Below are 17,082 nucleotides of genomic sequence, written 5' to 3' on the forward strand. Positions count from 1 at the left end.
TTAACTAAAGGGATTATTATGAACGATTATTTAGCTAGAACACTTTGGGGAAACACAGTAGAAGCCTATTGTATCGCGATCGGGATGATTGTGTTGGGACTCTTTTTCGCCTGGTTTTTCAAACGAATTTTATTAGCGCGGATGAAGAAATTCGCAGAGAAAACAGATAGTAAGATTGATGATTTTATCATCTTGCAAATTGAGCGTACGGCCATGCCTGTTTTATTTTTTGGGATATTTTATTTCGCCCTGAAAACATTAAACCTCAGCACGAAGGTTGAAAAAACAATGTACGTAGTGGCCGTGATGTACTCGAGCTTCTTCATTATCCGCATGATTACCTCGTTGATTAAATTCTTCTTACTACAATATTTACAACGACAAGAAGATGGAGGCGAAAAACAAAAGCAAGTGCGCGGTATTATGGTGATAGTATCGTTAGTGGTGTGGATGCTGGGGATTGTTTTTATGATGGATAACCTGGGATTTGATGTAACGGCGATTATTACCGGTTTGGGAATTGGGGGTATTGCCATTGCTTTAGCCACGCAGCATATTTTGGGTGATTTGTTTTCTTACTTCGTGATTTTATTCGATCGGCCATTCGAAATTGGTGATTTTATTATTGTCCAAGATAAGAGCGGGATTGTAGAATATGTGGGTATTAAAACCACGCGTTTACGTACACTCTCGGGCGAACAATTGGTGTGTTCAAATACCGATTTAACCAACTCAAGAATTCATAACTACAAACGGATGGAACGCCGCCGGATTGTTTTCAATTTACGCGTTACCTATAATACCCCGGCCGACAAGCTACAACGGGTTTCAAATATGATTAAAGAAGTGATTAGCAACATCCCTGGTGCACAATTCGATCGTGCCCATTTTGCAGCCTTTGGCGATTATAGTTTGAACTTTGAAGTGGTGTATTATGTGCTAACGAATGATTATGTGAAATATATGGATATTCAACAAACTATCAACCTAGAACTCTTTAACCGCATTCAAGCTGAAGGGATTGAATTTGCATTACCTATGCAGATTTTATCGATGCAGAAAGCAAGAGCATAATAGATTTTTCTATCATATTAAAAGCAGCGATTACACCAAGTTTTCGCTGCTTTTTTGCATCTATTTAACAGTAAAATGCCTTAACTTAGTAGCAAGGCTAGAATCTATTATTAGCATGATCTCCACCACGGAAAACATACAACATTACCACACTAAATTTGCAGCTTACCAAATCATGGTGAAGGACTTAAACGTATAGCTTGGGCTGTAACGTGATGATGGATATTGTGCGTATCGTATAACATAAAATCTTGTACATCATGGAAACACCAACACAGCACTTTAACGTGTTCAATCAGCTCGACTCCTGGAAATTGGAAGTCAACCAAGTTCGCGGAGATGTAAAGAGAATGCGCGACGAACTTTCCCACTTATGCACAGGCAAACATCCCAATGAAAGGATGGCTAATGTAGAACATTTCCAAAACCAATTTATCAGGCAGCTAGAAGTAGCAGATGAAATGTACCACGATATAAAACAAGTGGTGCGCAACTTGAATAATACACGGATTGAACATGCTGATCGTCCTGTTGATGATGTGCCTACTTTGCAAAACCGCATGGCAACATTCCATAAGATATATGGTGAACTAGCCCAGGATTTTCAACAATTCCAGGCGCACCGTTTTTAATGTGCAGATAATAAGTGGCGGGTAATCACTTGCCACTTATTCTTCTTCCGGGTGCTGTAGTTTGAATTGAATTTTGTGGATGACTTCATCCAAGTTCTGCGAAGCATTCGTTAACAGTGCCAGCAATTCGGGGTTTAAAGGCAACTCCTTCTCATAATCCTCCGCGATATACTTCGTTAGGCTCATAATCGCGGTTAAAGGACTCCTTATTTCATGTGAATTAATATACGCGATATCGCGCAATACCTTGTTCTGTTGTTGTAGTTGTTCTATGATGTGCTTGCGTTCTGTAATATCTTGCTGGGCACCTATCGTTCTTACCAAGGAGCCATCTTCCCTAAAATCCATAAATGCCCGGTCTAATACATGCTTGTATTCACCATTGGCACAACGGAACCTATATTCCGATATCCAGCGCGATTGCTGGTTCATTTCTGCTGTATGGATCGATTGCACCACGCGTTCTTTATCCTCGGGGTGAATACGTTCTATGAACCATTCTATTGTGTTATCTACTTCTTGCAACGAATACCCAAATATGCTCTGTGGACCATGATTACGCGTCACCTCCTTCGTTTCATGGTTGTAATAGTATATACAATCCGGCGTAATCTTCGTGAATAGCTCGTACCGCGTACCAAAGTCATCCGCTTTAATCATCGACCCAATTTCAGCATCAATATCAATCGCCATCACGATTCGGGCATCCTTTCCATCGTAACGGGTAGGATAGGAGTAGATTTCCACTTTAAATAGTTTCCCATTCTTCTTCATATGCTGCCAAATACCACGGTAAGGCTCGCGTTCCCGGATTTTAGTACGACGCACATCGTCAAGTAACTTAGGTATATCATTTACATGGCGTAATGCTTGGATGGTTAACTGCATAAACTCGTCGCGGGTATAACCGTATTTTAAGGAAGCCGCTTCGTTTACAGCTAGGAAACGGAGGTTATGCACATCGTACACCCACATGGGGAGCGGGTAATGGTAGAAAAGGCGTTCGTATTGACGTAATTGCTTATTGGGTTGGTGACCGTAGTATTTTACCAAGCAGAACGTGAATAAAGCTAATAAAAGAAGTAAGCAGCCTTGTACGGCGTATTGCAAGTTTTGGGTAGGTACAGTAGGCCAACGATCCGCGGCTAAGCCGAGTAGCCAGGGGAAAGCTGCAATGGCTAGGCACCCCGTAATAAATAAGCTAAGGGCCACTTTTATAGCAACACGGTGCATCATAGCCGGTACCGTTTATTTTGTTGAAAATTGAGTTAGAATAATAGGATGGTTACCAGTCGATTTTAACTACATCACTCACTGGGTAACTTACGCAAGTTAACACAAACCCCGCAGCCAGCTCTTTATCTGTTAGCACTTCATTTACAGCCATCCACACTTTACCTTCCGAACATTTGGCCATACACGAGCCGCAAACACCGCCTTTACAACTATAAGGTAATTGAAGTCCCTGTTGTTGGGCTACATCCAAAATATTTTTATTACCCGGGATGCGCAGGGTATGTGTTTGGCCATGAATAGTAAGATGCACAGTTTTCTCGGCAGTATCGGGGGGCACTCCAATTTTTTCGAGATGCGTAGCGGTGTCGATGGTGAAGTTTTCTTTATGAATTTGTTCTTGCGAGAAGCCCAAGAAGCTTAAAGTAAAGGTGCACATCCGCATGTAATCCACGGGGCCACAAATGTAAAACTGGGCATTATGCGCTTGGTAATAGATTTGTTGCGGGGCCAAGGTGGTTAATAAACTATTGCTGATCCTGCGGTACGAAAAAGTACTTTGCTCGTCGGGTTCGCTGAAGATGTAAATGATCTTAAAGCGATCGGGGTATTGCGTTTGCAGGGCATTCAGTTGCGCATAGAAAATGGTGCCGTTGGGGTTCTTATTGCTGTAAATAAGGGTCACCTTACTCTGGCTTTCCTTGAACAAGGTTTGTTTCAAAATCGAGTATAAAGGTGTAATACCGCTTCCTGCTCCTAACAGGATGATATCCCTTTGTAAATCGATGGCTGTATTCAATGTAAAACGGCCTGAAGGCTGTAAAGAGGTTACAATCGTGCCAATATCCCAATGCCGCAATATATGCCGTGAAATCTCCCCGTTTTCCTTGCGCTTCACTGTTACACTTAAGTATTCGTCGATGCCCGGCGTAGAGCTTAAAGAATAAGAACGGCGGTATTCCACGCCATGGAGGTTTACAACAAAGGTTAAAAACTGGCCGGCTTTATATGGCACGGGTTCCCCGCTTTCGGCCACGAAACTATAAGTATATGTATCCGAAGTTTCTTTTACGATGTCAACAACGCTTAACTGGATATACAGATCATTCATCATATCTAAATAAAGAACCGCCATAGGTAAGCCTAGGCGGTTCAATAAAATAAGAACATTTTATATGCTTAACAGCTTTAAACGCTAGTTGTTGCACTCACGGTCACTTTACTTTTCAACATTTCTCTCACACCTTCCGCGATACCTTTCGCATCGTAGCCACATAAGCGGTACAATTCCGCCGGTTTACCATGTTCGATTAACTCGTCTGGGATACCGAGGATTTTAATATCTGCTTTATAACCGTACTTCGCCATAAATTCTAAGATGGCTGTACCAAAGCCTCCTTGAATAGCGCCATCTTCTACGGTTAATACTTTATCGTATTGGCTGAATACTTCGTGTAATATGGCTTCGTCTAATGGTTTCACGAATCGCATGTCGTAGTGTGCAGGTTGAAGACCGTCGTTCATCAAGTCTTTACATGCTTCTACTACAAAGTTGCCGGTATGACCGAGGGATAGGATCGCTACATCTCTACCATCACGGATTTTACGGCCTGTACCGATCTTGATTTCTTTAAACGGTGTACGCCATTCAGGCATTACGCCTTCACCACGAGGATAACGAATCACGAACGGATGCTCGTTGCTCGGTAACTGGGCAGTGTACATCAAGTTGCGGAGCTCTTCTTCATTCATAGGAGCAGAGATTACCATGTTTGGCACACAACGCATAAACGGAATGTCGTACGCGCCGTGGTGCGTTGCACCGTCTTCACCCACCAAACCGGCTCTATCTAAGCAGAAAATAACCGGTAAGTTTTGGATGGCCACGTCGTGCAAGGCTTGGTCGTATGCTCTTTGGAAGAAAGAAGAGTAAATATTACAGAATACCTGCATGCCTTGGGTAGCCAAGCCGGCAGATAAAGTAACTGCATGTTGTTCACAAATACCTACGTCAATGGCACGGTTCGGCATTTTCTCCATCATGAATTTTAAAGATGAACCCGATGGCATCGCTGGAGTAATACCCATGATTTTATCGTTCATCTCGGCTAATTCGATGATAGTATGACCGAAAACGTCTTGATACTTAGGTGCTTGTGGAGCGGTTACCGGCTTTTTGAAGATCTCGCCGGTAATTTTATCGAACAAACCGGGCGCATGCCACTTGGTTTGGTCTTTTTCTGCTAAGGCATAGCCTTTCCCTTTTACTGTTGAAATGTGCAACAATTTAGGACCAGGTATGTCTTTCAGATCTTGCAAGGTATCTACCAACTTCGTGATATTATGACCGTCGATCGGGCCAAAGTAACGCAATTTCAAAGATTCGAACAGGTTGCTCGATTTTGAAACCATGCCTTTTAAGCCGGCTTCGAGTTTAGAAGCCATATCGCGGGTAAACTTCTTACCTACAGGCAATTTGCCCAAAAGATTCCAAGTTTCGTCGCGTAAACGGTTATAAGTAGGGGAAGTGGAAATATCTGTTAAATATTCTTTGAGCGCACCCACGTTCGGGTCGATACTCATACAGTTGTCATTCAAAATGATCAGCACGTTCGCATTGGCAACGCCCGCATGGTTTAATGCTTCGAATGCCATACCGGCCGTCATAGCACCATCGCCAATTACTGCAATATGTTGCCTATCGTGTTCGCCTTTATAAGCCGACGCAATAGCCATACCCAATGCAGCAGAAATCGAAGTGCTCGAGTGCCCAACACCAAAGGTGTCGTACTCACTTTCGGCTCTCTTTGGAAAGCCACTGATGCCGTTGAACTTACGGTTGGTATGAAACACGTCTTTACGGCCCGTCAGTATCTTATGGCCATAGGCTTGGTGACCCACGTCCCATACTAATTGGTCGTAAGGAGTATTGTACACATAATGTAAAGCAACTGTAAGCTCTACCACGCCAAGGCTCGCAGCGAAGTGACCGCCATGTACGCTAACCACGTCGATAATGTATTGACGTAAGTCGTCGCACACTTGGTGTAATTGTTCCTTCGTGAGCTTCCGAAGATCGGAGGGGTATTGTATCTGGCTTAACAATTGACCTGCCGTAATATCCATATTGTCTCCAGGGTTTAGAATGGGTCAAAAATACGTGAAAATTTCCGATGGCACGGCTTTTTATTGGTATATGATCCTAAAAATATGTGAAGGAACAGTCAAATTTGGGGGCTTTCCATTTATATGGCAATATACACCATTGATAATAATTGCTTTTCGGTGGGGGGCCTCATATGGTATTTTTGGTTAGATGGCTTGTGCCATGGGCGTTTTCGCGTTTGATGAAAGGTGTTGGCTTTTGGGGATATTTACCTAAGTTTGGATGTTGGATAACGCGAAAAACCGCATTAAAAAAATAAAGCATTTCTTAGCCGGGAAGCTCCATAAAAACAATTTTCATTTTCAAATGAACCCGCAATCTCTTTCTAAATACTGGTGGTGTCAAATTCTTGGCTGGGTCGGGTATGCAATCATGTCGCTCTTCATCGCCTATTTACTGGGTGAGCAAGATTTTGGACCACGTATCGTATACGTGATCGGGGCCGTAGTAATCGGTATCCTCGTTACGCACAGCTTTCGCTGGGTTATCGTAAAGCTTAAAATGCTGGAAATGCCCTTCGAAAAGGCCATGATTTACTTCTTTTTTGGGATCATTCTCGCCACTTTCTTCATTTCCTTCCCATTAAGCTGGTTAGGTGTATTGCTGTTCGCAAGGCATGTAACCCTAGATTCTTTTTACGACAAATTCACTCTCTCATATCCACAAATTATAGTATTCGTGTTCCTGTGGGCGCTGATTTACTTTACCTGGCATTATGTAGAGAAAAATAGGAATTCGCAGCTCGACAAGCTCCGCCTGGAATCCACTGTGCGCGAACTCGAATTGAAAACGATCAAAGCACAAATGAACCCGCATTTCATCTTCAACGCGCTCAACTCCATCCGCGCACTCGTAGATGAAAACCCGCAACGTGCCAGGTCGGCTATTACCGAATTATCCAACATTCTAAGAAGCTCCATGGCGGCCGATAAAGCCGAAATTGTAAGCCTCGAAAATGAACTCAATATTGTAAAAGATTACCTTGCACTGGAAACCATTCGTTTCGAAGAACGGTTGAAGGTGGTATACGCGGTTGACCCAGAAACATTAGAGTTACCCATTCCGCCTATGATGCTGCAAACGCTCGTGGAAAATGCCATTAAACACGGTATTTCCAAGGAAATTTACGGCGGCGAAATTCGTATCGAGTCAACTATTAATAGCCAACAACAACATGTGCTTACCATCCAAAATACCGGCCAAATCGTGGAAAACAAGAATGGCAACGGCTTTGGATTACTCAGCACCCGTCAACGTTTAGGATTACTCTTCGGTAGCAGGGCTTCCTTCGAAATCTTTAATTTAGATGATCATACTGTAGAGGCTAAGGTGATAATGCCACTCTACTAACAACAAAATTGTCTGCAGAAAGGCACTTTAACATTTGCTTTAATGCCGATTGTATTATTTCTAACGAAAACAACTTAATTTGTAAGGCAGAAGGCGTATGATGATGTGAAAGGTGGAAAATAAGGTTACAACAACGAGCACTTATTACCCAGTATAGGCTTTTGTTCTTACAAAAGATTCCAAATCCTTAAACAATCATCAACCAAAAATTTGCAGAACCGTATGAAAAAAGCATTGATAATTGATGATGAGCGACTGGCTCGTAGCGAACTCAAAAAGCTATTGGCCGACCATCCAGAGATCGTGGTTATTGGAGAAGCTATAAATGCGAAAGATGGCATCGAAAAAATCGAAACGCTTCACCCAGATTTATTGTTCCTCGACATTCAAATGCCCGATAAAACTGGTTTCGACTTGTTGGCAGAACTCGAAAAGGCGCCACAGGTAATCTTCACCACGGCGTACGACGAATATGCGCTCAAAGCATTCGAGTACAACGCACTCGATTATCTCTTGAAACCCATCGAGCCAAAACGCTTGGCCGATGCCATTCAAAAGTTGCACCAAGTCGACGAAAAAGAACGCCAAGTTACAGCCGCCGGTATGCGCTCCATTTTATCGGAAAGCGACCAGGTATTTGTGAAAGACGGCGACCGCTGTTGGTTCGTGAAACTACAAGAAATCAGGCTCTTCGAAAGCGTGGGCAACTATGCACGCGTATATTTCGAAAACAACAAGCCACTGATCTTGAAATCACTGAACGCACTCGAAGAACGCCTCGATGAACGCGTATTCTTCCGTGCGAACCGTAAGCACATCGTTAACCTCCGTATGATCGAAAGAATCGACACCTACTTCAATGGTGGCCTTCTCCTCGAAATGCGCGGTGGCGAAAAAATCGAAGTGAGCCGCAGGCAAGCTGTTAAATTCAAAGAAATGATGAGCTTATAAGCCGCACGCAACATATTTACCATAAAAAACGCCATCCCCCTAAAAAGAGATGGCGTTTTTTGTTGTATGATGTAGCCGCCGTTTGAGCATTGTGCAACAGCCGTTGCTACGCTCACTTCAACGTTTATTGCTTCATGATCTTGAACGATTTTTGCACCTTGCCAACTTGTACTTGAACAAAGTAAACCCCGTTCGGCAAAGTCGATAAATCGTATTGTAAAACCCGTTCCTCCGCGTTAAATAGCGATTGACGAAGTGTTCTACCACGTAAATCAACAATACGCAAATGGCCTTGTGCAGCAGTTGCAGGCAACCCAAGTTGGCTCATTTCTACAAACAGTACATGCTGTGCCGGGTTCGGGTAAATCTTCCAAGCACCCAAATGCTGGTTTTCCAATGGTATTGTAGCCTTTGTTATTACCTCTAATCGGCGCGCACTGCTAAATGGCACCGCAGAACTCTCATCCACAAACTTCACGATCCAATAATCGGCACTACCTTTACTGTTTTCAGTTTTATCGCCACTAGTATTCGAGAAGGAATAGCCCCCCACGATAAACCCATCACTCGTTAATGCAAAGCCTTCAGCTTGTTCATCTTTACTGCCACCTATTACTTTATCCCAAATTTTCTGACCGTTCGCATCCGTTTTCACTAACCAAATATCTCCTTCACCCACTTGGTCGTCCGACTTGTCGCCCGAAGCTTGGTTAAAGCTGAAACCGCTTAATAGATAGCCTCCGTCACTTGTTTGCGCGAGGTTTTGTAGTATATCTAATGTGTCGCTACCGTAAGTACGATCCCAAGTTTTGTTAAGATTCGTGTCGATTTTTACCAACCAATAATCGCCGTACGCATCCTTTGCATTCGAAGATTTATCATTGGAAATATTGGAATTGGAACGGCCGCCTAATAGGAAGCCAGTGGTACCCGTGGAAATTATGTTATTCAATACATCATTGCCGCTTCCGCCAATAATGCGTTGTTGTTGGATAACGCCGTTCATATTCAATACCACTAACCAGTAATCGTTGCTACCATAACTCGCCAATGTTTTATCGCCGGAAATAGGGGAGGAAGATGAATTGCCCACAAGAATGTGGCCATTGTGCGTAAGCGCTAAGCCACCAAGATCGTCGATGCCGGAACCACCAAGGGTTTTATCCCAAACCTTGTTGCCACCTGCATCTAAGCGCACTAGCCATATATCCCAACTACCGCGGGTATCTTCTGTTTTATCGCCGGAAAGGCCGCCGTTTGTTCTACCACCTATAATCACACCACCATCGGCTAATGGAAGGGCTTTTAACATACGGTCTTCGCCTATACTACCGAAGGTTTTGTCCCACAGTTTATTACCATTGGCATCCACACGAACTACCCAATAATCGAGATTGCCTTGGTTGCCACCCGTTTTATCTCCCGATGCAGGCGAATTAGATTGGCCACAAAGGAAATAGCCGCCTCCATTGGCTGGTACAATCGTCATTAAATCATCGGAGCCGGTACCTCCAAAGGTTTTATCCCATTGCTTCCCGCCATGGGCGTTTGTTTTTACTAGCCAGTAATCGTGGCTTCCTTGGGAATTTTGTGATTTATCGCCACCGGCATTGGAATTAGAAGTGCCGGCTAAGATGTAGCCATTGTCGGAAGTGGGAATTATTCCGCGAAGACGATCATAGCTGGAAGCACCAAGGGTTTTATCCCAAGCTTTCGTAATCACCGGGGCAGGGTTAGGGTTGAGGTATTTTGCAATGCCAAGGTCATAATTGCCATTTTCTGTAATAGAAATATTACCAAATAAGGCGGTGCCACCATAATACCCACCTACATAAACATTATCATAACGATCAAGGCCGAGTAACTGTGGTCCAAATTTATATTGTACTACACCAATAATTTTTCCAGCTGGAGAATAGGTAAGTATTAACTGTGGCCCGGCGCCTACAGAAACAACCGTATCTAAATCGCCATTACCACTAAAATCGGCAGCAGCCACCAATTCATTTTTACTGTTAACGCGGAGCTTATAGATATAGGTTGTTCCTGCATATAAGCCATAGCTTTTTGCCCACAATGGTTGACCAGTTGGACTGAATTTAAAAATGAAATTATTCGAAGTGGGTAATTGATCGGTTACAACCAAACTATCAAATCCAATACGGCCATCATGTAGCCCGGCTAGGTATATGTTATCGTTTGCATCGGTAGCCAAATGATAGCCTGCATTCCCCGTGCTTGTAGTATTCACACTTGATTTTGCCCATAACGGGTTACCAGCGGTATCGTGTTTTACAATGTACGCATCGGCATGATTAATAGAATTGCTATAACTGTGAATAGTTTGAGCGCCTAGGTTAAGTGTACCTCGGAAGAAACCGGTTACTATAGGGTTACCTTTTTTATCTAAGGTCAAATCGTATCCAACGGAGTAATTTTCACAAGGGAAATTTTTCGACCATAACAGGTTGCCGTTGCCAGCATAACGCGATAATTGGTAGCCATTTGTTAGCCTACTTGTTAAGTAAAAGTTGCCAATTTTGTCTGCCGCTATTTTGAATCCTGGATTGAATCCTAGCTCTCGCTTTGCCCACAATAAGTTGCCATTACGATCATACTTCGCAAGGAAATTACTGATCGTACCACTACCTGTTATTTTGTAAGTGCCATTGAAAAAGGAAGAGTCTGTAAACGTGCCGAGAATATAGCAGTTACCGGTAGCATCTACAGTGATAGATAAGGGTAAATCATTACCTGGACCATTGATGTAATTCATCCATAGCAGGTTGCCGGATGCATCATATTTCCCAATAAAAACATCATTCTTAGCCGTATAAGGTAATGGAATGCCTGCAAAGTTGGCATTTGCTCCATATGTACCAGTAATATAGGAATTTCCATCAGGGTCTGTTACCATATCCTTGGTAACTTCCCAACCAGTACTTCCGCCTGTTTTGGCCCAAGCCCATACTTGTGCATACGACGATAAAGTGCTTGCGCACAGGGTTAATAAGAGTAATAATCTTTTCATGGTTTAGGGGATTAAAAGGGTTACAATAGAAATGTAATCAAATCATGCCCGTTATGCAAATTTGTAGGATGATCGGCAACCAAATTAACAACATGATAATATGCAAACCGGGATTAAACAAACGGGGCCATCCTAAAAAGGACGGCCCGTATGGTTGATTTTTGCTTATGAAAAAAAGGCATATCAGAGCGGTAGAAACCACCCAATATATTTATATGTTATCCAAAAAAATATTGTTGAAAATTACCTGTTGTACAGGCAATAATATGTTGCAGCATACCGAAAAGAAGTAGCTTCTTTTGCATGTTGATTTTTTTAACGGTTTGTAAGCATGAGCGCTTATACGCTGCACGCGAATAGTTTTATAAAATAAGAGGAATTAGCAGCCTTCGACATTATAGGTTCTCTTCACGCGGCATGAACTTTATTTCCTGGTTGGTATTCAACAGTTGTACTTATTTGCATCTCGACTGGTGTACAACCGTGTTTGTGAATGCAAATGTATAAATAACAATGTGTAAATGTAAAGCCCGGTTATTCACAAATGACATAATTATGTGAATAATATAGATAAGCGGTGCGTGTTTGGTCAATATTCCCCTAGGTAAGGATTTCTTACCATTTTCTTACTTCCTTGCCTGTTGTGGATTTCGGCGAAAAAATATGGTGCTGGCGGGTAAACGAATCTTTCTTACATCTTCAGCAGCCCTATAGAGTAATATATTGATGATTGGGGGCAAAAAAAAAGGACCAACTTATGTTGATCCCTGTTTATAATTAAGTTGTACCTACTAGGCGTTCACGGGAACGCTGTGCACGGCATCCGCAATTTCTTTGATTAAGTTCGGGTTCTTCTCAATCGCATTTCCTACAACAATAATATCAGCACCTGCTTTACAGTTGAGGTAAGCTTTTTCAGCATCCCTAATACCTCCACCTACAATAATAGGCGCTTCTACTTGGCTAGATACACGTTTGATCATGCTTTCAGTGATAGGCTTACGGGCACCTGAACCGGCATCCATATAAATCACTTTCATGCCAAGCATATCGCCTGCCATAGCAGTACACATCGCAATATCATCCTTATCGGCTGGGATAGGAGTTGCGTTACTGATATAAGATACCGTTGTGGGCGCTCCACCATCGATTACCATATAGCCTGTAGAAATAACTTCTAATCCACTCTTCTTAACATTCGCTGCTGATACCACGTGCTGCCCAATCAATAATTCTGGGTTTCTTCCCGAAATCAAGGAAAGGTAAAATAACGCATCGGCATATTTAGATACTTGCGAAGGACTGCCCGGGAATAAAATAACGGGAATCTCGCAGGTAGCTTTGATCTGTTGAACACATTCATCAAGGTGATCCGTGATCACCAAGCTGCCCCCCAGAAAAATATAATCTACCTTTGCAGCAGTACATTTAGCAGTAAGATCGGCGATCTCGGTAGGTGTAACCTTATCCGGATCAATCAAAACTGCGAATGACTTTATACCTTTTGCCTTTCTTTCGATAAAGGAATTGTAAAGTTTTTTGTACATCAATATAGCATTGTTCCGGTTGTCGCAAATGTATAAATTTTTTTCTAATAAGCTACCGGGAGCCTCATTTAAAGGACTAACCCCGCAACCTACCCATTTGTTCACTTGCGCTAACTGGATTTAGTTAGTTTGGTTCGATTCTTATGCACAGCCTGTGGATAATAAAACTATTTCTTCGACCGTATTTAAAGGTAAATTAGCTTACCCGCAATAATAAGAATTTTCGATTTGCTAATCCTCATAAAAAATAGGGCATGAAAAACCAAGTTAATACTAACAATGGCCTCAAATTCTCCCGTCATTTTACGAAAGAGGGCATAAGTCCGTATGAGCAATTTCAATACCAATTACGTTCGTCGGTAATAAGAAACCCCGGCGGAGATGTGGTATTCGAGATGAATAATGTAGAAGTACCGTCGGCTTGGTCGCAAATTGCAACCGATATTTTGGCACAAAAATATTTCCGAAAGGCAGGCGTTCCCCAAGCTGATGGCTCATTGGGCCGCGAAACCTCTGTGAAACAGGTCGTACACCGCATGGCGAATTGCTGGCGAGCATGGGGCGAAAAGTATGATTATTTCGCCTCGGAAAAAGATGCACAAATTTTTTACGAAGAACTCGCCTATTGCATGCTTAACCAAGCCTGCGTGCCGAATTCTCCGCAATGGTTCAATGCCGGCCTCTTCGAAAGCTACGGCATTAAAGGCAAACCCCAAGGGCACTACTTCGTGAACCCCAAAACAGCTAAAATTGAAAAATCAACCTCGGCATACGAACGCCCACAACCACATGCATGCTTTATCTTAAGTGTCGACGACGACCTCGTCAACGAAGGCGGCATTATGGATCTATGGGTGCGTGAAGCCAGGATCTTTAAATATGGCTCGGGCGTAGGTACCAACTATTCCCACATCCGCGGCGAAGGCGAAAAGCTAAGTGGCGGCGGTACTTCTAGCGGCCTGATGAGCTTCTTGAAGATAGGTGACCGTGCAGCCGGTGCCATCAAATCGGGCGGTACTACCCGTAGAGCAGCTAAAATGGTATGCCTCGATTTAGATCACCCGGAAGTATTGGAATTTATTAATTGGAAGGTGGAAGAAGAGAAGAAAGTGGCTGCCCTCATCGCGGCTGGCTATTCCTCCGACTATGAAGGCGAAGCCTATAAAACCGTTAGTGGCCAGAATTCCAATAATTCCGTACGAATTCCCAATACATTCTTCCATGCATTAGAACAAGATGGCGACTGGCATTTAACCGCCCGCTCGAATGGAAAGGTGATGAAAACCCTTAAAGCAAGGGATATGTGGAACCAAATCGCCTACGCCGCTTGGCGTTGCGCCGATCCTGGTACCCAATACGACACCACCATCAACGAATGGCACACCTGCCCACAAGGCGGCCGTATCAATGCTTCCAATCCTTGCTCAGAATACATGTTCCTCGATAACACAGCTTGCAACCTCGCATCTGTAAACTTGCGGAAGTTTTTCAATGAAGAAAAAAACCTCTTCGACGTACCCGGCTTCGAATATACTGTTAGGCTATGGACTGTAGTATTAGAAATATCCGTACTCATGGCCCAGTTCCCTTCCAAAGAAGTGGCACAACTGAGCTATGAATACCGCACTTTAGGTCTTGGCTACGCCAACCTCGGGTCTATGCTAATGGTAAGCGGCATCGCCTACGATAGTGAAGAAGCCCGCGGAATTGCAGGAGCTATCACTGCTATCATGACCGGCGTATCTTATAAAGCATCTGCAGAAATGGCGAGCTTCTTAGGCGCCTTCCCGCAATATGAACCCAATAAAGCCAATATGCTCCGCGTAATGCGTAATCACCGGGCAGCAGCTTACGATGCAGTAGAAGCCTACGAAGGACTGGAAATCAAACCTAGCGGTATCAACGCGAAGTACTGCCCAGATTACTTGCTAAAAGCAGCTACCAAAGCATGGGACGATGCCGTGCAATTGGGTGAAAAACATGGTTACCGGAACGCACAAGCCACGGTAATTGCACCTACAGGTACCATCGGCCTCGTAATGGATTGTGATACAACAGGGGTAGAACCCGATTTCGCCTTGGTGAAATTCAAGAAGTTATCTGGTGGCGGGTATTTTAAAATCATCAACCAATCGATCCCAACAGCGCTGAAAAACCTAGGGTATAAGCCTACAGAAATCAATGCAATCGTAGATTATGCTAAAGGAACAGGCAGTTTCGCCGGGGCGCCATATATTAACCCGCAAACCCTCAGCGAAAAAGGATTCATTGCCGAAGAAATCAAGAAACTAGATACCGCCGTGGGCTCATCTTTCGATATAGCCTTCGTTTTCAATGTATATACACTGGGAGAAGAGTGCTTACAGCGCTTGGGTTTTACGCCGGAACAGTATTATAACATGGAATTCAGCTTATTGCATGAATTAGGTTATAGTGATGAACAAATTGATGCTGCGAATGACTATGTATGTGGTACTATGACCGTGGAAGGTGCTCCTTACTTAAAAGATGAACATCTCCCAATATTCGATTGTGCCAATAAATGTGGTAAGAAGGGAGAACGGTATATCCATCCGCACGGGCATATCCGTATGATGGCTGCCGCCCAGCCGTTTATCTCTGGCGCTATCTCTAAAACAATTAACCTGCCCAACGAAGCCGAAATCGAAGAAATCGCCGATTCGTATATGTTGAGCTGGCAGTTAGGCCTCAAAGCCTGCGCTTTATACCGCGATGGTTCTAAACTGAGCCAGCCGTTGAGTAATAAAAGCGATAAAAAGAAGAAAGCCGCTACCGAAACCGAAGAAGCAGCTACCGCATCCCCGATCGTAGATCTCAATGCGCTCACGATCGATGAGTTACTCGATGAAGTAAACAAACGCATGCTGGCTAGCCCCGATACAACCTTGAAACGCCAATTATCGCGTATCGTGGAAAGGAAATCCCTACCGGCCAAGCGTACCGGCTTTACACAGAAAGCGAAAGTGGGTGGGCAAGCCGTGTATATCCACACTGGCGATTACAGCGATGGTACATTGGGTGAAATCTTCATCGACTTGGCCAAAGAAGGCTCTACCTTGCGTAGTTTGATGAACTGTTTTGCCATAGCCGTTTCTGTTGGCTTACAATACGGGGTGCCGTTGGAAGAGTTCGTAGATAAATTCGTATTCACTCGGTTCGAGCCGGCCGGGATTGTAGATCATAAAAACATCAAATCGGCCACTTCGCTCGTAGATTACATTTTTAGAGTGTTGGGGTATGAATACTTAGGTCGTACCGACTTAGTTCATGTACACGACAAAATCGAAAATACAGGCGAAGAAGAGTGGGACGAACCCACCGCGCCAAAACCTGCCTTATCGAATGTAAGAATTGTTCCACAAGCAGCGAGCCCTGCACCACAACCGGCGCCTACTAAGGCAAAAGCCGCCGTGAGCGGGGAGGGAAGCACCCAGGAATACATGCGCAGCATGCAAAGCGATGCCCCGGCATGTTCTACATGTGGACATATTACCGTTCGTTCCGGCACTTGTTACAAGTGTTTAAATTGTGGAAATAGTATGGGTTGTAGTTGATCGTATCACTACATATTTGTAAGTATATAAATCCACCCGCCTCTTCTTATGTATTATGTATCACCTTTTAAGGGTGAAATAAATATAAGAGGAGGCTTTTTTATGTGGATAAATCATTATATGACGAGGGTGGAAATCCCGCCATTATAGCTACAGGACTAGGCTTTTCGCCCCTGAATACTTTGTTAATAATTTGTTATTCTGGAGGCTAAAATTTCAAATAAAGTTAACATGGATGTACCTTTGTATTCAAATAGGGTTTTCATAGGATAGTAACAAATTGGGGGCACTTTTCTAAGTGCCCTTTTTCTATGCCCATCACTTTCCAACTTCTTCTCTTCCCAATAATCCTGATACTATTTAAACACTTACAAGGAAAGATCAGCTAGGCTGACCTATATATCATTATCGTAATTGGAATTATTTCTCTATATAATCAACTTATTCATCTTTTTTTGAGACTGGTTGAATATTAACCCAACCACTTTTTTCTTCCCTTTTTTATAACGGAAATACTGATTTG

10 protein-coding genes are annotated in these 17,082 nt (G+C 43.3%); 5 read left to right on the top strand and 5 right to left on the bottom strand.

The window, feature by feature from the left end; all coding sequences use genetic code 11:
- Positions 1–18: 18 nt before the first annotated feature.
- Together LX64_RS14135 and LX64_RS14140 are read left to right on the top strand one after the other, a co-directional pair.
- Entirely contained in the window at positions 19–1,074 is a 1,056-nt protein-coding gene (locus LX64_RS14135) for a mechanosensitive ion channel family protein (RefSeq protein WP_158538622.1), read from the top strand.
- Positions 1,075–1,334: 260 nt separating this feature from the next.
- Complete coding sequence (locus tag LX64_RS14140; RefSeq protein WP_111598324.1) at positions 1,335–1,706, top strand: hypothetical protein; 372 nt, start codon at positions 1,335–1,337, stop codon at positions 1,704–1,706.
- Between the two features lie 36 nt (positions 1,707–1,742).
- On the opposite strand, the gene LX64_RS14145 is transcribed toward LX64_RS14140, so the two are convergent.
- Genes LX64_RS14145 through dxs form a run of 3 tightly spaced genes read right to left on the bottom strand, consistent with a single transcriptional unit; the run spans position 1,743 to position 6,065 of the window.
- A complete protein-coding gene (locus tag LX64_RS14145; RefSeq protein WP_111598325.1) occupies positions 1,743–2,942 on the bottom strand; it encodes a PAS domain-containing protein in 1,200 nt (399 codons plus the stop codon).
- A gap of 49 nt (positions 2,943–2,991) precedes the next feature.
- Positions 2,992–4,074 carry a ferredoxin--NADP reductase gene (locus LX64_RS14150; protein WP_111598326.1) on the bottom strand — a complete coding sequence of 361 codons (1,083 nt, stop codon included), beginning with the start codon at positions 4,072–4,074 and terminating at the stop codon, positions 2,992–2,994.
- Positions 4,075–4,127: 53 nt separating this feature from the next.
- Positions 4,128–6,065, bottom strand: coding sequence for a 1-deoxy-D-xylulose-5-phosphate synthase (dxs, locus tag LX64_RS14155; RefSeq protein WP_111598327.1), 1,938 nt, complete (start codon positions 6,063–6,065; stop codon positions 4,128–4,130).
- Positions 6,066–6,477: 412 nt separating this feature from the next.
- Here dxs and LX64_RS14160 point away from each other — a divergent pair, with 412 nt between their 5' ends.
- Positions 6,478–7,455 carry a sensor histidine kinase gene (locus tag LX64_RS14160; RefSeq protein ID WP_211324818.1) on the top strand — a complete coding sequence of 326 codons (978 nt, stop codon included), beginning with the start codon at positions 6,478–6,480 and terminating at the stop codon, positions 7,453–7,455.
- A gap of 222 nt (positions 7,456–7,677) precedes the next feature.
- Complete coding sequence (locus LX64_RS14165; RefSeq protein WP_111598329.1) at positions 7,678–8,406, top strand: LytR/AlgR family response regulator transcription factor; 729 nt, start codon at positions 7,678–7,680, stop codon at positions 8,404–8,406.
- 124 nt (positions 8,407–8,530) lie between these two features.
- On the opposite strand, the gene LX64_RS14170 is transcribed toward LX64_RS14165, so the two are convergent.
- Together LX64_RS14170 and LX64_RS14175 are read right to left on the bottom strand one after the other, a co-directional pair.
- Positions 8,531–11,437, bottom strand: coding sequence for a T9SS type A sorting domain-containing protein (locus LX64_RS14170; protein WP_111598330.1), 2,907 nt, complete (start codon positions 11,435–11,437; stop codon positions 8,531–8,533).
- 791 nt (positions 11,438–12,228) lie between these two features.
- Positions 12,229–12,984, bottom strand: coding sequence for a geranylgeranylglyceryl/heptaprenylglyceryl phosphate synthase (locus tag LX64_RS14175; protein ID WP_111598331.1), 756 nt, complete (start codon positions 12,982–12,984; stop codon positions 12,229–12,231).
- A 254-nt stretch (positions 12,985–13,238) separates the two neighbouring features.
- On the opposite strand from LX64_RS14175, the gene LX64_RS14180 reads away from it, so the two are divergent.
- The gene (locus LX64_RS14180) at positions 13,239–16,559 is read left to right on the top strand and encodes a vitamin B12-dependent ribonucleotide reductase (RefSeq protein WP_111598332.1); all 3,321 of its coding nucleotides are present in this window, start codon (positions 13,239–13,241) and stop codon (positions 16,557–16,559) included.
- Positions 16,560–17,082: the final 523 nt, after the last annotated feature.

This window comes from Chitinophaga skermanii, from assembly GCF_003259335.1.
Classification (GTDB): Bacteria; Bacteroidota; Bacteroidia; order Chitinophagales; family Chitinophagaceae; genus Chitinophaga; species Chitinophaga skermanii.